The sequence below is a fragment of the Mesorhizobium australicum genome (assembly GCF_900177325.1).
Classification (GTDB): domain Bacteria; phylum Pseudomonadota; class Alphaproteobacteria; order Rhizobiales; family Rhizobiaceae; genus Mesorhizobium_A; species Mesorhizobium_A australicum_A.
In genome coordinates, this window is sequence record NZ_FXBL01000004.1 from 1,756,325 (window position 1) to 1,778,008 (window position 21,684).

Annotated in this window: 22 protein-coding genes; 7 read left to right on the plus strand and 15 right to left on the minus strand. The window is 65.7% G+C overall.

Annotated features, from left to right (window positions below; genetic code table 11):
* Nucleotides 1-38: 38 nt before the first annotated feature.
* Nucleotides 39-1,148 (plus strand): ATP phosphoribosyltransferase regulatory subunit, encoded by a 1,110-nt coding sequence (locus B9Z03_RS10930; protein WP_085464241.1) that lies wholly within the window; start codon nucleotides 39-41, stop codon nucleotides 1,146-1,148.
* Nucleotides 1,145-1,834 (plus strand): ATP phosphoribosyltransferase, encoded by a 690-nt coding sequence (gene hisG, locus B9Z03_RS10935; RefSeq protein ID WP_085464242.1) that lies wholly within the window; start codon nucleotides 1,145-1,147, stop codon nucleotides 1,832-1,834. Before B9Z03_RS10930 ends, hisG begins: the two co-directional genes overlap by 4 nt.
* Here hisG and B9Z03_RS10940 read toward each other — a convergent pair.
* From B9Z03_RS10940 to groES, 9 genes are all read right to left on the minus strand, one after another.
* The gene (locus B9Z03_RS10940; protein ID WP_085464243.1) at nucleotides 1,831-2,253 is read right to left on the minus strand and encodes a DoxX family protein; all 423 of its coding nucleotides are present in this window, start codon (nucleotides 2,251-2,253) and stop codon (nucleotides 1,831-1,833) included. The two genes, hisG and B9Z03_RS10940, sit on opposite strands and share 4 nt — an antisense overlap.
* 105 nt (nucleotides 2,254-2,358) lie before the next feature.
* The gene (locus B9Z03_RS10945) at nucleotides 2,359-2,790 is read right to left on the minus strand and encodes a DoxX family protein (protein ID WP_085464244.1); all 432 of its coding nucleotides are present in this window, start codon (nucleotides 2,788-2,790) and stop codon (nucleotides 2,359-2,361) included.
* A gap of 125 nt (nucleotides 2,791-2,915) precedes the next feature.
* Nucleotides 2,916-4,307, minus strand: a complete 1,392-nt coding sequence (gene fumC / locus B9Z03_RS10950; RefSeq protein ID WP_085464245.1) for a class II fumarate hydratase — start codon at nucleotides 4,305-4,307, stop codon at nucleotides 2,916-2,918.
* Nucleotides 4,308-4,432: 125 nt separating this feature from the next.
* Nucleotides 4,433-5,443 (minus strand): GGDEF domain-containing protein, encoded by a 1,011-nt coding sequence (locus B9Z03_RS10955; RefSeq protein WP_348529008.1) that lies wholly within the window; start codon nucleotides 5,441-5,443, stop codon nucleotides 4,433-4,435.
* 306 nt (nucleotides 5,444-5,749) lie between these two features.
* The gene (locus B9Z03_RS10960) at nucleotides 5,750-5,929 is read right to left on the minus strand and encodes a CsbD family protein (RefSeq protein ID WP_085464247.1); all 180 of its coding nucleotides are present in this window, start codon (nucleotides 5,927-5,929) and stop codon (nucleotides 5,750-5,752) included.
* Nucleotides 5,930-5,999: 70 nt separating this feature from the next.
* Nucleotides 6,000-6,527, minus strand: a complete 528-nt coding sequence (locus tag B9Z03_RS10965; RefSeq protein ID WP_085464248.1) for a GNAT family N-acetyltransferase — start codon at nucleotides 6,525-6,527, stop codon at nucleotides 6,000-6,002.
* 5 nt (nucleotides 6,528-6,532) lie between these two features.
* Nucleotides 6,533-7,105 carry a helix-turn-helix domain-containing protein gene (locus B9Z03_RS10970; RefSeq protein ID WP_085464249.1) on the minus strand — a complete coding sequence of 191 codons (573 nt, stop codon included), beginning with the start codon at nucleotides 7,103-7,105 and terminating at the stop codon, nucleotides 6,533-6,535.
* Nucleotides 7,106-7,361: 256 nt separating this feature from the next.
* The gene (gene groL, locus B9Z03_RS10975) at nucleotides 7,362-9,005 is read right to left on the minus strand and encodes a chaperonin GroEL (protein ID WP_085464250.1); all 1,644 of its coding nucleotides are present in this window, start codon (nucleotides 9,003-9,005) and stop codon (nucleotides 7,362-7,364) included.
* Nucleotides 9,006-9,065: 60 nt separating this feature from the next.
* Nucleotides 9,066-9,362, minus strand: a complete 297-nt coding sequence (gene groES / locus B9Z03_RS10980; protein ID WP_085464251.1) for a co-chaperone GroES — start codon at nucleotides 9,360-9,362, stop codon at nucleotides 9,066-9,068.
* A 298-nt stretch (nucleotides 9,363-9,660) separates the two neighbouring features.
* Here groES and B9Z03_RS10985 point away from each other — a divergent pair, with 298 nt between their 5' ends.
* The gene (locus tag B9Z03_RS10985) at nucleotides 9,661-10,467 is read left to right on the plus strand and encodes a DUF2189 domain-containing protein (protein ID WP_085464252.1); all 807 of its coding nucleotides are present in this window, start codon (nucleotides 9,661-9,663) and stop codon (nucleotides 10,465-10,467) included.
* Between the two features lie 3 nt (nucleotides 10,468-10,470).
* Here B9Z03_RS10985 and B9Z03_RS10990 read toward each other — a convergent pair whose 3' ends face one another.
* Complete coding sequence (locus B9Z03_RS10990) at nucleotides 10,471-12,414, minus strand: TadE/TadG family type IV pilus assembly protein (protein ID WP_085464253.1); 1,944 nt, start codon at nucleotides 12,412-12,414, stop codon at nucleotides 10,471-10,473.
* Nucleotides 12,415-12,544: 130 nt separating this feature from the next.
* Entirely contained in the window at nucleotides 12,545-13,729 is a 1,185-nt protein-coding gene (locus B9Z03_RS10995) for an EAL domain-containing protein (RefSeq protein ID WP_139832228.1), read from the minus strand.
* Between the two features lie 189 nt (nucleotides 13,730-13,918).
* On the opposite strand from B9Z03_RS10995, the gene B9Z03_RS11000 reads away from it, so the two are divergent.
* Both B9Z03_RS11000 and B9Z03_RS11005 read left to right on the plus strand, forming a co-directional pair.
* Nucleotides 13,919-14,779 (plus strand): TIGR01459 family HAD-type hydrolase, encoded by an 861-nt coding sequence (locus B9Z03_RS11000; RefSeq protein ID WP_085464255.1) that lies wholly within the window; start codon nucleotides 13,919-13,921, stop codon nucleotides 14,777-14,779.
* 4 nt (nucleotides 14,780-14,783) lie between these two features.
* On the plus strand, nucleotides 14,784-15,764 hold the full coding sequence (locus tag B9Z03_RS11005; protein WP_085464256.1) for a bifunctional riboflavin kinase/FAD synthetase: 981 nt from the start codon (nucleotides 14,784-14,786) through the stop codon (nucleotides 15,762-15,764).
* A gap of 3 nt (nucleotides 15,765-15,767) precedes the next feature.
* Here the strand turns inward: B9Z03_RS11005 and B9Z03_RS11010 are convergent, their stop codons facing one another.
* From B9Z03_RS11010 to B9Z03_RS11020, 3 genes are all read right to left on the minus strand, one after another.
* The gene (locus B9Z03_RS11010; RefSeq protein WP_085464257.1) at nucleotides 15,768-16,328 is read right to left on the minus strand and encodes an HdeD family acid-resistance protein; all 561 of its coding nucleotides are present in this window, start codon (nucleotides 16,326-16,328) and stop codon (nucleotides 15,768-15,770) included.
* Between the two features lie 120 nt (nucleotides 16,329-16,448).
* Nucleotides 16,449-16,835, minus strand: coding sequence for a type II toxin-antitoxin system VapC family toxin (vapC, locus tag B9Z03_RS11015; protein WP_085464258.1), 387 nt, complete (start codon nucleotides 16,833-16,835; stop codon nucleotides 16,449-16,451).
* On the minus strand, nucleotides 16,832-17,044 hold the full coding sequence (locus B9Z03_RS11020) for a type II toxin-antitoxin system VapB family antitoxin (protein WP_085464259.1): 213 nt from the start codon (nucleotides 17,042-17,044) through the stop codon (nucleotides 16,832-16,834). The genes vapC and B9Z03_RS11020 overlap by 4 nt, the downstream gene beginning before the upstream one ends.
* Before the next feature lie 273 nt (nucleotides 17,045-17,317).
* On the opposite strand from B9Z03_RS11020, the gene ileS reads away from it, so the two are divergent.
* A complete protein-coding gene (ileS, locus tag B9Z03_RS11025; RefSeq protein WP_085464260.1) occupies nucleotides 17,318-20,311 on the plus strand; it encodes an isoleucine--tRNA ligase in 2,994 nt (997 codons plus the stop codon).
* Between the two features lie 191 nt (nucleotides 20,312-20,502).
* The gene (locus B9Z03_RS11030) at nucleotides 20,503-21,171 is read left to right on the plus strand and encodes a hypothetical protein (RefSeq protein WP_085467600.1); all 669 of its coding nucleotides are present in this window, start codon (nucleotides 20,503-20,505) and stop codon (nucleotides 21,169-21,171) included.
* A gap of 9 nt (nucleotides 21,172-21,180) precedes the next feature.
* Here B9Z03_RS11030 and B9Z03_RS11035 read toward each other — a convergent pair whose 3' ends face one another.
* Complete coding sequence (locus B9Z03_RS11035) at nucleotides 21,181-21,636, minus strand: nucleoside deaminase (RefSeq protein ID WP_085464261.1); 456 nt, start codon at nucleotides 21,634-21,636, stop codon at nucleotides 21,181-21,183.
* Nucleotides 21,637-21,684: the final 48 nt, after the last annotated feature.

The window sequence follows — 21,684 nt, forward strand, 5'->3', positions numbered from 1 at the left end:
CCAGAGGGGGGTGCGCTCACGCGACGCATCCGTCGAGCATGACCGCCCTCGCTGCCTCCATCCTCGACCTCTTCGCCGCGCGCGGCGCGCAGGCGATCGATGTGCCGATGCTGCAGCCGGCCGATCCGTTTCTCGACATCGCGGGAGAGGACCTGCGCCGCCGCATCTTCCTCACCGAGAGCGAGACGGGCGAGACGCTGTGCCTGAGGCCCGAATTCACCATTCCGGTCTGCCTCGACCACATCGCCAATCGCGCCGCCACGCCGCGCCGCTATGCCTATCTCGGCGAGGTGTTCCGCCAGCGCCGCGACGGCGAGAGCGAGTTCGTCCAGGCGGGCATCGAGGATCTCGGCGACCCGGACACGGCGCGTGCCGACGCCCGCTCGCTGGCCGATGCGCATGCGCTGCTGGCGATGGCGCTGCCCGGCCTGCCGCTGGCGGTGACGCTCGGCGACCAGACCGTGTTCGAGGCGGTGCTGGCCGCGCTCGGTCTGCCGCGCGGCTGGCAGAAGCGTCTGGCGCGCGCCTTCGGCTCGGCGGAGATGGTCGAGGCGGCGCTTGCCGACCTCGCCGACCCGCCGGCCGGCCGTGGCCTTGCCGGCGACGCCAACCTGATCGCGGCTTCCGGCGACCGCGCCGCACTCGCCGCCTTCATCGAGGGCGAGATGCGCGAGGCCGGCATCTCGCCGTCGGCCGGCCGCACGCCCGACGAGATCGCGCGCCGGCTGATCGAGAAGGCCGAGCTGTCGCGCCTGCGGCTGACGCCGGCGCAGCTCGACGCGCTGAAGACCTTTCTCGCCATTCACGTGCCGCTGGCCGAGGCCCCGGCAGCGCTGGCCGGCTTCGCGGCTTCCTCCGGCATCGTGCTGGGCGAGGCGCTCGACCTGTTTTCGGCCCGCGCCGACGCGATCCTGTCGAACGGGCTGAAGGCGAAGGACATTGCCTATGACGCGGCCTTCGGCCGCCCGCTGGACTACTACACCGGCGTCGTGTTCGAGATCGCGGCGCCCGGCGGGCCGCGCCCGCTGGTCGGCGGTGGCCGCTACGACCGGTTGCTGACGCTGCTGGGGGCCGAAAGGCCGATCCCCGGCGTCGGCTTCTCCGTCTGGCTCGACCGGATCGAGAAGGCGCGGGAGGGCAGGGGATGAGCATCACCATCGCGCTGCCCTCGAAGGGCCGGATGAAGGACGACGCGGTCGCGAGCCTGGCGAAGGCCGGTATCGAGGTGCTGCCGACCACCGATTCGCGCGCCTACAAGACTCGCGTGAAGGGTCGCGACGATGTCGAGGTGGCGTTCCTGTCGGCCTCTGAGATCGCCCGCGAGCTGGCGCAGGGCACGGTCGACCTCGGCGTCACAGGCGAGGACCTGGTGCGCGAGGCGGTGTCCGACTGGTCGGGGCGGATGGGCATCGAGGCGCGGCTCGGCTTCGGGCGGGCGGACGTTGTGGTGGCGGTGCCGGAGGTCTGGTTCGACGTCTCGACCATGTCCGACCTCGACGACGTCGCCGCCGATTTCCGCCAGCGCCACGGGCGCAGGCTTCGCATCGCGACCAAATACTGGCGGCTGACGCAGCAGTTCTTCTCGGGCAAGCACGGCATCCAGGTCTACCGCATCGTAGAAAGCCTCGGCGCGACCGAAGGCGCGCCGGCGGCGGGGCAAGCGGACGTGATCGTCGACATCACCTCCACCGGCTCGACGCTGAAGGCCAACCGGCTGAAGATCCTCGACGACGGAGTGATTCTCGAATCGGAGGCCTGCCTCGTCTCGTCGAAGAAGGCGCGCGGCGAGGCGGACGTGGCGACGCTCGCCGAGGTCGTCTCGCGCTTCGGCTAGCCGTTCTCGGCCAGCGGCGAGACCTTGTTGCGCCGCGCCAGCCACGCGTCCAGCGAGAGCACACCGCCGCCGAACAGCGCGACGAGGATCAGCCCCCCGGCCACGGCGATGTCCTTGAGCAGCATCTGCTGGTGCGTGAAGGCATCCGCCGTCTGTCCATAATGGCCGACATAGGTGGCAAACAGGCAGAAGGCCGCGAGCACGGCGGCGACGATCCGCGTCTGGAAACCGACGACGAGCAGCGCGCCGGCGGCGATCTCGAAAAGTCCCGTGCCGACCGCGACCAGGAGCGGCACCGGCAATCCAAGTCCGCCGAAATAGGCCGACGCGGCCGACAGGTCCATCAGCGCGCCATAGCCGCTGGCCAGGAACATCAGCGCGATCATGATCCGCGCCACGAGAAGGCCTGCATTGGTCATGGAGCCGTCTCCCCCTGCGGAATGCGACGGATCTTACGCCTTTTCCCCGCAAACGAAAACGCCCGGCGCGAGGCCGGGCGTTCGAGGCAGGGAGGGAAAGTGGGTTTAGGCAACCTTGCCGAGGCGGGCGTCGACCGACAGCGCACCGGGGCCGGAGGCGATCAGCGCCAGGAAGCCGCCGGCGATGGTCAGGTTCTTCATGAAGATGAGCTGGTTCATCATCGACAGCATGCCATTGGCAGCTTCCGGGAAGTCGGGAATGGCGATCGCGCCCGAGTGGAACCAGAAGGCGGTGAAGGCGCAGAACAGCGCGAGCAGCGCGGCCGCGATGCGCGTCTGGAAGCCGACGAGGATGGCGATGCCGGCCAGCGTCTCGAAGATGGCCGAGAGCCAGGCGAGCAGCGTCGGGGCGGGCAGGTTGACCGAGGCGATGTAGCCGGCGGTGCCTTCGATCGAGCCGAACTTCTGCAGGCCGGCGGCAATGAACATGAATGCGAGCAGGATGCGCGCGACGAGGAGGAGGATGTTGGTGTTCATGGAGTGGATCTCTGTTGAGGACGTCGATCCACCCCATACAAGCTTCGCCAGCGGCTGGCAGGCCCCCGCGCGCCTGACTCAGTGTTCAGCGAAAGAGAACAGTCACGAAATCTTGTTCACCAGGCTCAGCCGGGGCTGATCATCAGCTCCGGCCGTACGATCCGGTCGTAGTCGGCGGCCGAAACGAGGCCGGTCTTCAGGGCCTCTTCGCGCAGCGTCGTCCCGTTCTTGTGCGCGGTCTTGGCGATCTTGGCGGCATTGTCGTAGCCGATCGTCGGTGCGAGCGCGGTGACCAGCATCAGCGAGCGGTTGACGCCCTCGCGAATGTTATCCTCCCGCGCCTCGATGCCGACCACGCAATTGTCGGTGAAGGAGACCGCGGCGTCGGAGATGAGCTGCACCGACTGGAGGAAGTTGTAGGCCATCACCGGGTTGAAGACGTTCAGCTCGAAATGGCCCTGGCTGCCGGCGAAGGTGACGGCGGCGTGGTTGCCGAAGACGTGCACGCAGACCTGCGTCAGCGCCTCGCACTGCGTCGGGTTGACCTTGCCCGGCATGATCGACGAACCGGGCTCGTTCTCCGGCAGCGACAGTTCGCCGAGGCCCGCGCGCGGGCCGGAGCCGAGAAAGCGGATATCGTTGGCGATCTTGAACAGCGCCGCCGCGGTGGCGTTGATGGCGCCGTGCGAGAAGACCATCGCATCGTGCGCGGCGAGCGCCTCGAACTTGTTGGGCGCGGTGACGAAGGGCAGCTTGGTGATCTTGGCGATCCGCTTGGCCACCTTCTCGTCGAAGCCGATCGGCGCGTTGAGGCCGGTGCCGACGGCGGTGCCGCCCTGGGCGAGTTCGTAGAGGCCGGGCAGCGTCGCCTCGATGCGGCGGATCGAGGAGGCGACCTGCGCGGCATAGCCGCCGAACTCCTGGCCCAGCGTCAGCGGGGTCGCGTCCTGCGTGTGGGTGCGGCCGATCTTGACGATCTTGGCGAACTTCTTCGACTTCTTGTCGAGCGCCTTGTGCAGGTGCTTGAGCGCGGGGATCAGGTCGTGGACGATCCGCTCCGCGCAGGCGACGTGCATGGCCGTCGGATAGGTGTCGTTGGACGACTGGCTCATGTTGACGTGGTCGTTGGGATGGACCGGTTTCTTGGAGCCCATCTGCCCGCCCAGCATCTCGATCGCGCGGTTCGAGATCACCTCGTTGGCATTCATGTTCGACTGGGTGCCCGAGCCGGTCTGCCAGACGACGAGCGGGAAGTGTTCGTTGAGCTTGCCGTCAATCACCTCCTGCGCCGCGTCGACGATCGCCTTGCCGATGGCGGGGTCGAGCCGCTTCAGCTCCATGTTCGCCTCTGCCGCAGCGCGCTTGACGATGCCGAGCGCGCGCACGACCGACATCGGCTGCTTTTCCCAGCCGATTTTGAAGTTGCCGAGCGACCGCTGCGCCTGCGCGCCCCAGTATCGGTCCGCCTGGACCTCGATGGGTCCGAATGTATCGGTCTCGGTGCGGGTCTTGGACAAGCGGTCTCTCCAGCGTTCTGCAATGACGTGTGCGACGTATCCGCTGGACGCCGCGCGTTCAAGCGGTCAAGCCGGGGAGAGGCACGACAAAATCGTTTGAAAGAGATGCGGCCGCCGGCGGCGGCCTAGTCCTTGCGGTAGATGAACCAGTTCTTGCGTGCCTTGCCGTCCACGAGGGACGAGTGGCGCGTGATCTGGTTGCGGCCGCTGACCTTCGAGGCATAGAGCGCGCGATCGGCCTTGATGTAGAGATCTTCGGGGCCGGCGGCCTCCGAGGCCATGCAGATGCCGAGCGAGATCGTCACCGGGCCGTAGCTCATTCCGGTGTCGGTGCTGACAAAGGGAGCAGCCTCGATCGCGGTGCGGATCGCCTCGGCCACCCGCGAGATGCCTTCCTCGCTCATGCCCTCGCCGATGATGGCGAACTCCTCGCCGCCGGTGCGCGCCACGAACATGCCGGGCTGGACATTCGAGCTGATGATGTCGGCGACAATCTGCAGGATGCGGTCGCCGACGGGATGGCCGTGGCGGTCGTTGAAATCCTTGAAGCGGTCGATGTCGGCGATGATGAGGGCGCTGAACATGCGGCCCTTCTCGGTGTCGTAGATCGACGCGACGGCGCGGTCGAAGGCGCGACGGTTCCAGATCTGCGTCAGCGGGTCGGTGTCGGCAAGTTTCTTGTATTCCTCAAGCGTGACCTTGACCTTTTCGAGCTCTGCCGACTTGTCGATGATCGACGTCTCGATCTGGCGGCCCTGCTCCAGCGTGCTTTCTGTGGCGGCCGACATGATGCCGACGATCCGCAAGAGAATGTCCTGCGTGATCTGGCTGTTCAGCCCGCCGGAGGTCTTGCCGAGGATGCTGCCGTATTTTTCGAGCGAGGAGCGCTCGCGCCGCAACAGCGACATCACCTCTTCGATTTTCGTCGCAACCTGGTCACGCGCCTCTTCCAACACGTTCCGGCCGTTGGTGCCGGCGAAATACTTCCGCCCGATGCCGTCCAGCTGGTCCTGCGTCGGCATCGGACCGAGCGCACGGACGTCGTCGCACAGTGCATCGTTGCTGCCGGTGCAGATCTCGTAAAAGATCTCGTAGTTGCGTGGCAGGCCGATCACGCCCATCTGACGCATCGTCATCGCGATCTTCGTCGCGATGTCGGCTGGTTGAAAGCTGTTCGCCGCTGCCGTCCGCATATCCGCCCCGATGTTTCGCGTCCGGGTTGAAAGGCCGTACCGTCCCTCAGGCCCGGCGCCCATAGACCCGCGCGTTCAGGTCCGTCCCACATCGGATCTGCCGCTACGTGAACATCTAAGGTATGCGCGCTAATATGGGGTTAATCCGCTCGTATGCCGACGATGCGGTAAGTGAGAAATGCGATGCTGCTGCAACTTATGGGGGCGGCGTGCACCGCCGCCCCGCAAGTTCGTTTCGCAGCGATGGGCTCAGAGAGCCTTCTTGACCTTTTCCTTCACGTCGCCGAACCCTTTCTGGACCTTTCCGGCTGTCTTCTCCGCCTTGCCCTTGGCTTCGGTGCTTCGGTTGCCGGTGGCTTTGCCCACCGCTTCCTTGACTGCGCCCGTGGCCTGCTTGGCGGCGCCCTTGACCTGATCCTTATTCACCATGTCGCTATCTCCCGGCTCCTGGATCGGAGCGCGATTGAAACGCGGCAGGCACCGGGCGGTTCCGGTAGCCTCAGATCGGCTTGTACATAATCGTCGTCGAATCGAATTCCCGCCCTCGCGGATCGAGGCAGTAGCCGGGTATTACGCCGCTGGTGCGGTAGCCGATCGATGCATACAGCGGTTCGGCATGATCGCCCGTGCGCGTGTCGAGCGTGAGCAGATGGCGGCCGAGCGCGCGTGCCTTCTCTTCGACTCGCAGCATCAGCAGCCGCGCCAGGCCGCGGCGACGGAAGTCAGGATGTACCATCAGCTTGCGCACTTCCGCCCGGTGCGGCTGGTTGGGCGGTGTGTCGTAGTCGAGCTGCACTGCGCCCGCGATGCGTTTATGCGCCCTTGCGACAAGCAGGAGCAGGTTGCCGCCATCAAGCCGGGGCATCACCTTCCTCGCCCAGAAGTCCGCCCCGTCGGCGGGCGAATAGGGAAGGATGTAGCCGATGCTCGCGCCAGCGTGGACGCAGGCATGCATCATCTCGCCCAGCGCCTCGATGTTCGCAGCGACGTCGTCGCGTCCAAATTCGGTGATGGCGAAGTCCGTCATGGCGGTCACACGATGAAGAGGAGGTATTTCGCGCCCATGTCGACCGGCGTCTCGAACCGGCTCTCGCCGTGGAGCTGGTAGCGCAGGCAGTCTCCGGGCACGAGGTCGTGGCGCCTGCCTTCGATCGTGAGTGAAAGCGCGCCCTCCCGCAGCACGAGATGGTGTTCGAGGCCTGGCCGCGGCGGCAAGGGATAGTCGATGCGCGTGCCGGCCCGCAGTTCGCATTCCAGCACTTCGCCTGCGAGCGTCGCGGCGGGAGGCGACAGCGAGCGGCGGGTGAAGCCGGCGGACCTGTCTTCCCAGACCGGCTGCGAGCCGGTTTTGACCAGCGGCTCGAACCGCTCCTCGACCATTCGCATCAGCCGCGACATCGTCAGTCCGTAAGCGGCGCACAGGCGTCCCAGCGCTTGAGCGGTCGGGCTGACCTCGGCATTCTCCATGCGCGACAAGGTGGCCCGGCTCACTCCGCTCCGGGTGGCGAGTTCGTCCAGCGACCACCCGCGCTTCGTGCGCAGCGATTTCAGTCGATCGGCGACCTGTCGGGCAAATGCGTCGTCATGGAGAGAAAGAGATTCCATATACGGGAAAATTTCCCGAATATGAGAATATGTCAAGGGAGGACCGCGCAAAAAGGAACGCCCTCCTCGGCTTATATCCGTGAAGGGCGTCCTTTGTCCGTCATCTTCAGTTGGAATCTCTTCCTTCGTTGGATGGGACATCGACATAACGCCGACCCTTCCCGCCGGTTCCACGAGGCGACGAGATTTTTTCCGTCAAGAAAAAGGGCGGTCCTTTCGGACCGCCCTTCGCATTCCTGGCAGATGGCGGTACTTCTTAGAAGTCCATGCCGCCCATGCCGCCCATGCCGCCGCCCGGCATTGCGGGCATCGGGGCGTCCTTCTTCGGAGCCTCGGCGATCATGGCCTCAGTGGTGACCAGCAGGCCGGCGACCGAAGCGGCGTCCTGCAGGGCCGTGCGGACGACCTTCGTCGGGTCGACGATGCCGAGCTGGATCATGTCGCCATACTCGCCGGTGGCAGCGTTGTAGCCGAAGGTGGCCGACTTGTTGTCGAGGATCTTGCCCGCGACGATCGAGGCCTCGGCACCGGCGTTGGTTGCGATCTGGCGGGCCGGAGCCTGCAGGGCGCGACGAACGATGTTGATGCCGGCTTCCTGGTCGGCATTGATGCCCTTCGACTTCAGAGCGGCCGAAGCGCGCAGCAGAGCCGTGCCGCCGCCGGGGACGATGCCTTCTTCCACCGCAGCGCGGGTGGCGTTCAGCGCGTCGTCAACGCGGTCCTTCTTTTCCTTGACCTCGACCTCGGTCGCGCCGCCGACGCGGATCACCGCGACGCCGCCTGCGAGCTTGGCGAGACGCTCCTGGAGCTTCTCACGATCGTAGTCCGAGGTGGTCTCCTCGATCTGCTGCTTGATCTGGGCGACGCGGCCGTTGATCTCGGCCTTCTTGCCGGCGCCGTCGACGATCGTGGTGTTCTCCTTCTCGATGCGCACCTTCTTGGCGCGGCCGAGCATGTTGAGCGTCACGTTCTCGAGCTTGATGCCGAGGTCTTCGGAGATGACCTGGCCGCCGGTGAGGATCGCGATGTCCTCGAGCATGGCCTTTCGGCGGTCACCGAAGCCCGGAGCCTTGACGGCGGCGATCTTCAGGCCGCCACGCAGCTTGTTGACGACCAGCGTGGCCAGAGCCTCGCCCTCGACGTCCTCGGAGATGATGAGGAGCGGCTTGGAGGTCTGCACCACGGCCTCGAGGACCGGGAGCATCGCCTGGAGGTTCGACAGCTTCTTCTCGTGCAGGAGGATGTAGGCATCCTCGAGCTCGGCGACCATCTTGTCGGGGTTGGTGATGAAGTAGGGCGACAGGTAGCCGCGGTCGAACTGCATGCCTTCGACGACCTCGAGCTCGGTCTCGGCGGTCTTGGCTTCCTCGACCGTGATCACGCCCTCATTGCCGACCTTCTGCATGGCCTGGGCGATCATCTCGCCGATCTCCTTCTCGCCGTTGGCGGAGATGGTGCCGACCTGCGCAACCTCTTCCGAGGTCTTGATCTTCTTGGTGGCCTTGGCGAGCGCCGCGACGACCTCGGCGACGGCGAGATCGATACCGCGCTTCAGGTCCATCGGGTTCATGCCGGCGGCAACCGCCTTGTGGCCTTCCTGGACGATCGCCTGGGCGAGAACCGTGGCGGTCGTGGTGCCGTCACCGGCGATGTCGTTGGTCTTCGAGGCCACTTCGCGCACCATCTGGGCGCCCATGTTCTCGAACTTGTCCTCCAGCTCGATCTCCTTGGCGACGGTGACGCCGTCCTTGGTGATGCGCGGAGCGCCGAACGACTTGTCGATCACGACGTTGCGGCCCTTCGGGCCCAGCGTGACCTTCACCGCGTCGGCGAGGATGTTGACGCCGCGGAGCATGCGCTCGCGGGCATCACGGGAAAACTTTACGTCTTTGGCTGCCATGTTCTTGCTCCTGGGCCATCAGGCCCGACTAAACCTGGTTGGAGAGTTACGGGCGGTCGTTCAGCCGATGATGCCCATGATGTCGGATTCCTTCATGATCAGAAGGTCTTCGCCATTGAGCTTCACTTCGGTGCCGGACCACTTGCCGAACAGCACGCGGTCACCCGCCTTGACGTCCAGCGGAACGAGCTTGCCGCTTTCATCGCGGGCGCCGGAGCCGACAGCGACGATTTCGCCTTCCTGCGGCTTCTCCTTGGCGGTATCGGGGATGATGATCCCGCCCTTGGTCTTCTCCTCGGATTCGACCCGGCGGACGACAACGCGGTCGTGCAGCGGCCGGAACTTCGACTTTGCCATGTTCTTGATCCCTTGAGCGAAGCGGTTTGTGACGTCCGATGTTTCGGGCCGTCTGTTAGCACTCACCTATGGCGAGTGCTAACGTGGCGGTGAGATAGGCCGTCGCCATTTTCATGTCAAGGACTGAGGTCGCGATGACGGCGACGCCGCACGAGACCGTGAGAGGACAGACCGGCCGCGCGGGCGTATGCTGTTACTCACTGCCGCGCTGATGTGGCAGGCGGTAACCCGGCGATGGTTCGAGGGGCGCCGTCGTCGCAAGGTCCGCTCCGATCCCTGGCTGTGAGGAGGAATGGCCATGACCGACTTCCACGTCTACGCCGGCGCCGAGCATTCGATCGACCGCCCGCATGTTCGCAGGATCTCGCTGAACGATATCCGCGAGGCGCTGCGCAAGGGGCTCGACGATTTCCGGGACAAGCCGTCCCATGTCGTGTTCATCGCGCTGATCTATCCGATCGTCGGTGTCGTGCTTGCCCGATGGAGTTCAGGCGAAGACACGCTGCAGCTGCTCTATCCGCTGATGTCGGGCTTCGCGCTGATCGGCCCGTTCGCAGCGCTCGGCCTCTACGAGATCAGCCGCCGCCGCGAACTTGGCCTCGACACGTCCTGGCGTCACGCGCTCGGCGTCGTCCGTTCGCCCTCCATCCCCGGCATCGCGGCGGTTGGGCTGATGCTCGTCGCGCTGTTCCTGGCGTGGCTGCTCACGGCGGATGCCATCTACAAGGCGATCTATGTCGGCGGCAGGCCGGCGAGCATCCCGGCGCTGCTGGCCGATGTGCTCGGCACGCAACGCGGCTGGATGCTGATCGTCGTCGGCAACGTCGTTGGCTTCCTCTTCGCGGCGGCCGCGCTGGTTCTGACGCTGGTCGCCTTTCCGATGATGCTCGATCGCGATTGCGGCGCGGTGGCGGCAATAGAGACGTCGGTGCGCGCAGCTCTCGCGAATCCGGTCCCGGTCGCGGCCTGGGGCCTCGTCGTGGCCGCAGGGCTGCTGCTCGGCTCGCTGCCGCTCTTCGCCGGCCTGGCGGTCGTCATGCCGATCCTCGGCCATGCGACATGGCACCTCTACCGGGCGCTTGTCGCGCCAGGCCGGGGGAGATGAGCCTCAGCCGACGATGCGCAGGTTGGACAGTTCGTCGGCGATCTTCCTGAACGTTTCAGCCAGGTCGCCGCCCTTCGTGTTCCAGAACAGCTTCTCGTCTCGGATGCGCGAGAAGGACGCGCAGTTGGTTAGTCCGTCGATCTGCGCCTGCGTCGCCGCCTTCTCCGCCGTGGTTCCCTTCGTCGCGTCCAGATCGAGCGCGACCGTCATGATGATGACGTTCTTGTTCTTCGCGTTGGTGCAGGTCGTGGCGAGATGCTCGTCCATCGCCTTTGAATAGTTGGCGTTGGAGTAGTCCGTCTTGGTGATCGCACTGGTGGTGCCGAGGAACAGCCGGCCATAGGTGTAGGCGTTGGTGTAGGGCACGAGATAGCCGAAGGCCGAATAGATCGCCTTGGAGCCGGCGAGATCGTTGCCGCCGTAGTTCCAGTAGGTGCCTGAATAGGTGTGCGCGGTGACGGAGGTCGGCGTGTAGTAGGTGTTGGCGCCGTCGGTCAGCACGATGACGACCTTGTCATTGCCTTTCTCGGTGTCGGCGCGGCCCTCGGTGAAGGGTTCTCCGCCCGAGACGGTGCGCCAGCCCCAGGCCAGCCCTTCCGGCACGTTCGTCGCACCGTTGGGGGCCATCGCATCGATGGCCGCCTTGATCTTGTCGATGCCGGTCTGGCCGGAGACGTCCACGAGAGGCGTGATCGCCGTGGTCGAGCAGCTTGCGTTCGGGCCCTCGTCCAGCCCCATCGCCGCCGTGCCTTCGGCGGCCGCTGTGTAGTATTTCGGCATGTAACGCTGACGCACCGCGGCGCTCGAATTCGTCGATCCGTCCTTCCACCAGTTGTTGTTTGCCGGGCGGCTGTTGCTGTCGGTCTGGTCGGTCTCATCGGGCGCGAACATCGGGACGAACAGCGTCGCCGGCGTGCCCACGCTTGGGGTTGTGTCGTCGGTATTGTAGGGATGAGGCCGTGCCTCGACGCAGCCTTGCCAGGACGAGAAGCTCACCAGCTCTGTATAACCGGTGTCGCGCGTGCCCCACGTCTTGCAGTTTCCGTTCCACTTGTACTCGACGCAGTAGCTTTCCGTTCCGGTCTTAACGAACTTTTGCCGCTGCATGTCCTTGTACAAGGTGAACCGGGTCATCACCTTGTCCTTTTCCGTCCCCCATCCGGTGCCGCGCTTGTAGTAGGCGCCGCCGCTGAGTTCGACCTTCTTGTTCGAATTCGCCGCGCCCATCGTCGACCAGTCGAAGTTCTCGTGGTGGATCGGCGAAATGCCGGTCGTGTCCATCCAGCTCGACGTCTCATGGCTCGCGCCGACATTGACCGAGGCGGCGAACGGCACCAGCGAGAACTGCACCGGCTTGTCGACCTGTTTCATCTGCGCCGCCTGGGCCGAGATCGTGTCGACCAGTTGCTTGGCGGCGGCCTTGAGGAGATCGATCCGCTTCTGCCCGGAGCCAGTGCCGACAAAATCCATCGAGCCCGAATTGTCGAGCACGAGTGCGACCTCAAGCGTGTTCTTCAGCTTGATCTCGGTGTGCTCGGTGAAGTTGATTTCCGTGGAGGCGCCGGTGACATGGTGGACCAGGTTCGTAAAGGCCGCGAAGAAATAGGGTCTGTATGTCAGCGTCGCCGACATCTTGAGCGTCCCGCCACCGGTGTTGTTCTGGGGCAGGATGACGGAAAGCGTGGTGTCGGCGGGATCGACGGCGTTCAGGTTCGCCTCGAAGAAATCGCCGGCGTAGTCGATCAGTTGGGCGTCGGTCGCGCCCGTGATGGCCTGCCGGGCCGTCGCGATGCCGGCGGCGTCGAGGGCGTTGAGAACGTCTACCCGCTGGCGGTTCATTTCAGTGAAGTCGACGGCGAAAGCGAGACCGCCCAGCAGCGGGACGGACAGGATCGCCGTCATCATCGCAAACTGGCCGCTCTCATTCCTGCGGAAATGCCGGATCATCGTAAACCTGCCCCAAGGAGTGCCTGGCTAATGATCAGGATCGCAGAAAGCCGCTAATTTCCCGTTTTCCTGGTTGGTTAGAATTCCCTGCACGGCTTGAACTGGCGTTAACCATTCAGGCCGCCCGGCGTCATCGCGCAGGAAGCGTGGCAGAACCGCCGGGCGGCGATGACTTCAGCTTGCGGGGCGGCGAGAAGCACTCGCCTCGCATCAGGTCCACGCCGAGGTCGAGGAGGGCGACTGCGTCCTCGTCCGTGGCGACGTCGGTCGCGACGATGGTCATGCCCGACCTGCCGATGAGTTCGGCGAGATCCGCTCCCGGCACGGCCTTGCGCCGGACGCGCTCGCGATCGAGCAGCCGGTCCGCGGCAAGCTTGACGATGCGCACGCCCTGCAGCTTGAGCCGCTCCAGCCCGTTCTCCTCGGTGGGCCAGCCCTCGGCCGCAAGTGCGGCACCCGACACGGCCAGCCTTACGATGCTGTGCTGGACAGGCTTGTCTTTGGTGGTGAAGAGCTCGGCGGGGATCGAGAAGATCAGTCCCCTGGCCAGTCCGGCATGCAGGTCGAGCAGGCCGCAGACCTCTTCAAGCGCCGCCGCGTCGCCGAGCATCGCCGCCGAGACGGCGACGTGCAGGGGAAGCCTGGAGCTATCGGCGCCCAGCTGCCGGCGGCTCGCATGCATGGCGGCCTTGACCAGCGCGAGCTCGAATGCGGCGAGATCGGCCGGGGCGATGGCCGGCGACAATCCCCGCACGATGCGCTCGGTTCCGTCCTCCAGCACGAGATGCGCAAGCACCTCGAAGCCGGCCGCCGCGCCCTGAGACACCGACACGATCGGCTCCAGGCTGAGCTCGAGTTCGCGATCGGCCCATCCGGCGGGCAGCGTCGCTCCCAAGGCCGGCTTCGCCGCAGGCTTGCGCTCGCCCGCTCCCTGCCCGGCCGGGTCGTCGCGGTTCTCGGCCGGCGGGGCGGCCGCGGCTTCCGTGGGAGCGTCCGAGTGGGTGTCGATCCGGTCGAGCATGCCGCCGATCTGCCGGTCGATCGTCGCGGTGAGCGCCCCGAGCGTGAGCGAGTTCCGCTCGTTGCCTGCGGCAAGCTCCTTGAGCGCGCCATCGAGCGTGTGGGCGAGGCGGTCGATGTCGCCCTGCATCCGTTCCGCCTTGAGAAACAGATATGCCGCCAGCACGGCCGCGAACGCAGCGAGCAGCAGCGCCACGAGGGTGAGGAAAGGCCAGAGCGCCGCCGGGCCGGCCGCCGCGAGCGCGAGCCCGGCGCAGATGATGAGCGCCGCCGCGATGATCGCGATATATCGCATGCGCAGCTTCACGTGCCTCCGGCCGGTTCCCCGAACATCTCGCGGCCGCGGTGCCGATGTCCTGTCCGAAGGACATGTCGCATGAGGCCGGTTCCTTGTTAAGCGAAAGCTGGTGACAGGGTGAACCGGTTCGGTTAATCCGCTGCGGTCGCTTCTCGCGGCGGTGAAATCTCGTCAACCGGAGGCTCGATGGCCCATCGCGCGGACAGGATCGGCTCGCTTCAGGACATCGAGGGACGCTATGGCGTCATCCTTTCCGATGTCTGGGGTGTGGTCCACAACGGCGTCCGCGCCTTTCCGGACGCATCGCAGGCGCTGGCAGCGGCGCGTTCGCGAGGACTGGCCGTGGTGCTGATCACCAACGCGCCGCGTCCGCGGGGTGAGGTGCAGGCGCAGCTCGACATTCTCGGCGTGCCGCGCGACGCGTATGACCGCATCGTCACGTCGGGGGACGTGACGCGTGACCTGATCACGGAAGGAGCGCGCAAGATCTTTCACATCGGCCCCGAGCGCGACCTGTCGATCTATGACGGGCTCGACGTGGAGCTCGTCGAGGAGTTCGAGGCACTGACCGTCGTTTGCACGGGCCTGTTCGACGACGACACCGAAACGCCGGAAGACTATGCCGACATGCTGCGGCGCCTGCGCGCGCGCGACCTCCCCTTCGTCTGCGCCAATCCGGACATCGTGGTGGAAAAGGGTGACCGGCTGATCTGGTGCGCCGGGGCGCTGGCGCGCGACTACGCCCAGCTCGGCGGCCGCACCCGAATTGCCGGCAAACCGCACCGCCCGATCTATATCGCGGCGCTGCAGGCGGCCGCCGAGGTTCTCGGCCGCGACGTTTCTGAGCGCGACGCGCTGGCGATCGGCGACGGCGTCCTGACCGACGTGAAGGGCGCCGAACAGAACGGCATCGACATCCTCTACGTGACCGGCGGCATCCATGCGCGCGAATACGGCGAGACGCTGGAGCCCGATCCGGCGATGCTGGCCGCGTTCCTGGAGAAGCACGGCCACCATCCTGTTGCCGTCATCCCGAGGCTGCGCTGACGCCATGCCGGACTTCGCCCGCGTCTCGGACCTTCCACAACTCCCGGCTCGGCTGCGCGGCGGCGTGGTGGCCATCGGCAATTTCGACGGCGTGCACCGTGGCCACCAGATCGTGCTTCAGCGCGCGCTCGACGAGGCGAAGGCGATCGGTGCCCCGGCGCTCGCCTTGACGTTCGAGCCGCATCCGCGCCAGCTCTTCCGCCCGGATATTCCGCTGTTCCGGCTCACGCCCCCCGACCTCAAGGCGCGCCTGATCGGCACGCTCGGCTTCGACGCCATCGTGGAACTGCCCTTCACGCGCGCCTTCGCCGCTCAGACGGCGGAGGAGTTCATCGACCGCGTGCTGATCGAAGGCCTGGGGATCAGGCACGTGATCACCGGCTTCGACTTCCATTTCGGCAAGGACCGCCGGGGCGGCCCGGCCTTCCTGATGGAGGCTGGCCGCGAGCGCGGGTTCAGGGTTACGCTGCTCGACGCCTTCCGCGACGAGGGCGCGGAGGTGATTTCGTCCAGCCGCATCCGCGACCTGCTCTGCGAGGGCGACGTGGCACAATCCGCCGGCCTCCTCGGCTACCGCTACACCGTCGAGGGTGTCGTCTCGCGCGGCAAGCAGCTTGGTCGCACGCTGGGCTTCCCGACCGCCAACATGGCTCTTGGCGAGGACAACGGTTTGAAGCACGGCATCTATGCTGTGCGGTTGCGCGACGGTTCGGGCGCCTTGCGGGACGGCGTGGCGAGCTTCGGGCGGCGCCCGACGGTCGACGAGGCGGGCGAGCCGCTGCTGGAGACCTTCGTCTTCGACTATTCCGGCGACCTCTACGGCCAGACCTGCGCGGTCTCGTTCTTTGGCTTCCTGCGCGGCGAGGAGAAATTCTCCTCGCTCGACGACCTCGTCATCCAGATCCGCCGCGACGAGGAGGAAGCGCGCGCCCTTATGTCGGGCGTCCGGCCGCTTGGGCCGCTCGATCTCAGCCTCGCGTTCTGACGCCTACTTCTTCAGCGCCAGCCCGACCGCGATGAACGTCCATCCCTGGAAAATCAGGTCGATGGCGAGGAACATGCCGAGCACCCACAGGCTGTTCACCGGCCAGCCCGCGGCGATGATGAGGCCGAGGAGCACGGTAACTACGCCGCCCGCGACCACCCAGCCCCAGCCGCTGTTCGGCCGCTCCTTGAAGCCCACCCAGATGCGCAGCGCACCCGAGGCGAGCAGGCCGGCCGCCAGCATGAAGGTGAGCACCGCCGAGGCGAGCAGCGGGTTCATGAAGGCGACGACGCCCGATGCGGCATAGAGGATGCCACTGAGCAGCCACCAGAAGAACCCGCCCCAGTCCTTGACGCTGAAAGAATGGATGATTTCGCCGATGCCGGCGACCAGCATCAGCGAGCCGACGACGAAGACCGAGGCGACGGTGGCGGTGAGGAGATTCGCGGCAGCGATGCCGCCGGCCACGAGCAGGAGCACGCCGAGCGCAACGAACCAACCCCATTTGGCGCGCGCCTCGCGCAGCGCTTCGCCGAGGCTGCCTGTGGGGGAGGGGATCGTCATGGCGCGACTCCTAATTCGTATGTCGAATGCCCGAATGCTAGCACGTGCCACGCGATCCGGGGAGAGCTTTTGTGGTCGCCTCGCGTACCGGCAATGCGTGGATGCTGGACTGCGCAGGCGTCAGGCTTCGAGCAGGCCCAGCGGGCGGAAATGCTCGAAGTCGCGGTCGTCGTGGAGCAGACGGTGGCCGTTTTCGATGCAATAGGTCGCGATGACGACGTCGATCGTCTTGCGGACGGTCCTGCCGAGCGACCTTAGAATTCGGTAGTTCCGTGCCGCTTTGGGCGCCAGTTCTGGAGTGCTCAGCGCGACATGGTAGAATTGGCGCAGAAAACGCTCAATCCGCTCGGCTTGGAGATCGCTGCGAGCGCCCTGCAAGACTTCGATGAGGATCAGATCACCAATCAGGATCTGATCTGTGTCGGCAAGTTGCCTGATCTGAAGAACCTGCTTTGTCGGGGACCGGTTGAACCAGTCGATCCACACCGAGCTGTCGACAACGATCATTTGATTTCGCCGAAATCCCGTCCTTCACGCATCTCGTCAAGATTGCCTTCCCAGCCGATACCCCAAAGAGCATCCAGCGCCTCACGTTGCCGATGAAGGCGGACAAATTTTTCAAGCGCGGCCTCGATTGCGGCTTTCTTTGTCGAGACGCCCGCGATCTTTTTTGCCTCCTCGAGGAGCTGCTCGTCGATATCGATATTGGTCCGCATTGACGCACCCAATGTGTATGAACTCCTCCAATCATACACATCGCTGCGGCCGCTCGCAATGAACCCCTTCCGTCGGCGCGGTTCCTGCGATACAGAGCCCCTCATGACCCCGCGCCACCTCATCCGCGCCATACGAATTATCGGCCCGGCCGTCCGGCCGGCCTGAACGGCTGCCGACGGTCCGGGTTTCCCGCGCATTTGCGCGTCTTTCCATCCGTGATATTGGCCTGCCCGCGCGCTGTCGCGCATCCGGGCAAAACCTTGCGACCGATCATGACCGACACGAAGATCGACTATTCCACCACGCTCTACCTGCCGCAGACGGATTTTCCGATGCGCGCGGGCCTGCCCGAGAAGGAGCCGCAGATCGTGGCGCGCTGGCAGGAGATGGGGCTCTACAAGCTATTGCGCGAGGACGCGGCCGGGCGACCGAAATACGTGCTGCACGACGGCCCGCCCTACGCCAACGGCAACATCCACATCGGCCACGCGCTGAACAAGATCCTCAAGGACATCATCACGCGCTCCTTCCAGATGCGCGGGTTCGATAGCAACTATGTGCCCGGCTGGGACTGCCACGGCCTGCCGATCGAGTGGAAGATCGAGGAGGAGAACTACCGTTCAAAGGGCAGGGCGAAGCCGGACCTGTCGCAGCCGGCCGCCATGGTCGAGTTCCGCCAGGAATGCCGCGCCTATGCCGAGAACTGGATCAAGGTGCAGGGCGCCGAGTTTCAGCGCCTCGGCGTTATCGGCGACTTCGACAATCCCTACACGACGATGAATTTCCACGCCGAGTCACGCATTGCCGGCGAGCTCTTGAAGTTCGCGAAGAGCGGGCAGCTCTATCGAGGCTCCAAGCCGGTGATGTGGTCGGTTGTCGAGCGCACCGCGCTCGCCGAGGCCGAGGTCGAATATCAGGATTATGAAAGCGATACGGTCTGGGCGAAGTTCCCGGTAAAGGAGTTCTTCCGCCGCGTTGCGACCGGCCCGGGTGAGAACGATTTCCGCCTGGAGGAGGTGCCGGTCTCGGTGCTGATCTGGACGACGACGCCATGGACTCTCCCAGGCAACCGCGCGATCGCCTTCTCGCCGAAGGTCCAGTACGGCATGTACAGGGTCGTGTCGGCGGAGAACGACTACGGGCCACAGCCGGGCGAGCGTTTCGTCATCGCCGACGCGCTTGTGGGGTCGTGCGCCGAAAAGGCCAAGCTGACTTTCGAGAAGGAGAGCGCCGTCCATGCTGCCGTGCTGGCTGGCATGACGGCCGAGCACCCCTTCAAGGGTCTCGGTGGCGGCTACGAGTTCGTCGTCCCGCTGCTTCCCGGCGACCATGTGACCGACGACGCCGGCACCGGCTTTGTGCACACCGCGCCCGGCCATGGCCGCGAGGATTTCGACGCCTGGACGGATGCGGCGAAGGATCTCCGGGCGAAGGGCATCGATACGGCGATCCCGTTCACGGTCGACGACGCCGGCTTCTTCACCAAGGATGCGCCTGGCTTCGGGCCGGACCGCGAGGGTGGCGCCGCGCGCGTCATCGACGACAACGGCAAGAAGGGCGATGCCAACAAGGCAGTGATTGACGAACTGATCGCCCGCAACATGTTGTTCGCGCGCGGCAAGCTGAAGCATCAGTATCCGCATTCCTGGCGGTCGAAGAAGGCGGTCATCTTCCGCAACACGCCGCAGTGGTTCGTCCACATGGACAAGGAACTGGACGGCTATGGCCTGCCAGCAGGGGCGAAGAAGGCTCAGTCGGACACGCTGCGCACCCGTGCGCTGGCAGCCATCGACGCTACCCGCTTTGTGCCCGCGCAGGGGCAGACGCGGTTGCGCGCGATGATCGAGGAACGTCCCGACTGGGTGCTGTCGCGCCAGCGCGCCTGGGGCGTGCCGATCTGCGTCTTCGCCGACGAGGACGGCAACGTGCTCAAGGACGACGCCGTCAACGCCCGCATCCTGGAAGCGTTCGAGAAAGAAGGGGCCGATGCGTGGTTCGCGGAGGGCGCGCGCGAGCGCTTCCTGGGCTCCCGCGCCAACGAGCCGTGGACGATGGTCAAGGACATCCTCGACGTCTGGTTCGATTCAGGCTCGACCCATACCTTCACGCTGGAGGATCGGCCCGACCTGAAGTGGCCGGCGGACGTCTACCTCGAAGGCTCCGACCAGCATCGCGGCTGGTTCCACTCCTCGCTTCTGGAAGCCTGCGGCACGCGCGGCCGCGCGCCCTACGATGCGGTCATCACCCACGGCTTCACCATGGCCGAGGACGGCCGGAAGATGTCGAAGTCGCTCGGCAACCAGGTGTTCCCGCAGGACGTGATGAAGCAGTCCGGCGCCGACATCCTGCGGCTGTGGGTGGCGACGACCGACTATTGGGAGGACCAGCGCCTCGGCAAGTCGATCATCCAGACCAACATCGACGCCTACCGCAAGCTGCGCAACACCATCCGCTGGATGCTGGGCACCCTGGCGCACGACGAGGGCGAGGAAGTCGCGCTCGCCGACATGCCGGAGCTGGAGCGCCTCATGCTGCACCGTCTGTCGGAACTCGACGAGATCGTGCGCAAGGGCTACGACGCCTTCGACTTCAAGCGCATCGCCAAGTCGCTGCTCGACTTCGCCGTGGTAGACCTGTCGGCCTTCTACTTCGACGTCCGCAAGGACGCGCTCTACTGCGATGCGCCGTCGAGCGTGCGCCGCAAGGCTTCGGTCGTGGTCGTGCGCCATCTTTTCGACTGCATGGTGAAATGGCTTGGACCGCTCTTGCCTTTCACCACCGAGGAGGCCTGGCTCGACCGCAATCCGGGCGCGCGTTCGGTGCATCTTGAGCAGTTCCCCGACGTTCCGGCCGGCTGGCGCGATGAGGCGCTGGCTGAGAAGTGGCGCAAGGTGAGGCTCGTACGCCGCGTCGTCACCGGCGCGCTGGAGCTGAAGCGGGCGGAGAAGGCGATCGGGTCGTCGCTGGAAGCGGCACCGCGCGTGTTTATCGCCGATCCGGAGCTCGCAGCCGCCGTCGCGGATGTCGACATGGCCGAGGTCGCCATCACCAGCGGCATTTCCGTCGTCGCGGGCGAAGGGCCGGCGGATGCCTTCCGCCTTGACGAGGTGAAGGGCGTGGCGGTGGTCTTCGAGGCGGCACCCGGCACGAAATGCGCGCGGTCGTGGCGCTACACGACCGATGTCGGCTCGGATCCGGAATTCCCGGATGTGTCCGCGCGCGACGCGGCGGCGCTGCGCGAACTCGAGACGCTGGGCCGTCTTTAGCGATTGTTCGCATTTGCAGGGCAATGTGACCGGACGGCAACGCCCGGTCGTTGCCGTGGCGAATGCCATGAGATAAACAGGCTTGAATTCCCGGCGCCATCATTTTGCCGGATCGGGATGGGTTATCGGTGTCGGAGAAGGCGCCGAGGCCGGATGACCTTCCGAACGACACGAAGCGGACGAATATGAAGATGACGATCGAGCACGCCCGCACGACCCGCAGGATTTCCGCCGGCGCCCTAGCGGCCGTCTCGGCGGTCGCGCTTTCGGGCTGCGTCGGCATGGCGCCGACCTACGGCACCGGCAAGGCCGCCGACACCCAGCTGATGGAGGACGTGACCGGCATGTTCTCGCTGTCCGGCACCAAGAAGCGCGAGCAGATCGACTACAAGCCGCGTCCCGAACTGGTGAAGCCGGCGAATGACGAGGTCCTCCCGACCCCGCAGGACAACATCACCACGGCGTCGGCCGGCGGCGCCTGGCCCGAATCGCCCGAGGCGCGGCTTGCCCGCGTCCGCGCCGACGCCACCCAGAACCGCGACAGCCTCGGCTTCGAGCCCGAGGTGGACATGCCGATCGAGAAGAACCGCCGGACCGTGCGCTCCACCCGCGGCGACGACGTCAATCTCGACGGCAGCTCGGTCTCGATCGAGAAGCAGCGTGAGGATTTCAACCGGCGCATCGCGATGAGCAACCAGGGCAGCGCAACCCAGCGCCGCTATCTGAGCGAGCCGCCGCTCGAATATCGCCAGCCCGCCGCGACCGCTGCGACCGACGACGTCGGCGAAGACGAGTGGAAGAAGGAAAAGCGCCGCAAGGCCGGCCATACCAAGAAGAGCTCGAGCTGGTGGCCTTTCTAGGCTACTTCGTCACGAGCGCCTTTCGGCGAAGAACGATCTGAGCAGACTGGCGGCTTCGCTTTCAGCCAGTCCGTCATAGACCTCCGGCGCATGGTGACAGGTTGGCTGGGTGAAGAAGCGCCCGCCGCTTTCGACCGCTCCCCCTTTAGGATCTCTCGCACCGTAGTAGAGCCGCCGCAGCCGCGCGAAAGAAATCGCCGCGGCGCACATGGCGCAGGGCTCCAGCGTCACGTAGAGGTCCGCGCCGGTCAGCCGTTCGCTGCCGGTTTCGGCGCAGGCCTGGCGGATGGCAAGGATCTCTGCATGCGCGGTTGGGTCGTTGAGCTCTCGCGTGCGGTTGCCGGCGCGGGCGAGCACGACGCCGTCGCGGACGATCAGCGCCCCGACCGGAACCTCGCCGCGCTCCGCCGCCGCGCGGGCTTCCGCGAGCGCCTCGGCCATGAAATCGCGTCGTGATACGTGCATCTTTCCCTGAATTCCCTCGCGCGAACAAGGCGCACCTGTTAGTTACCC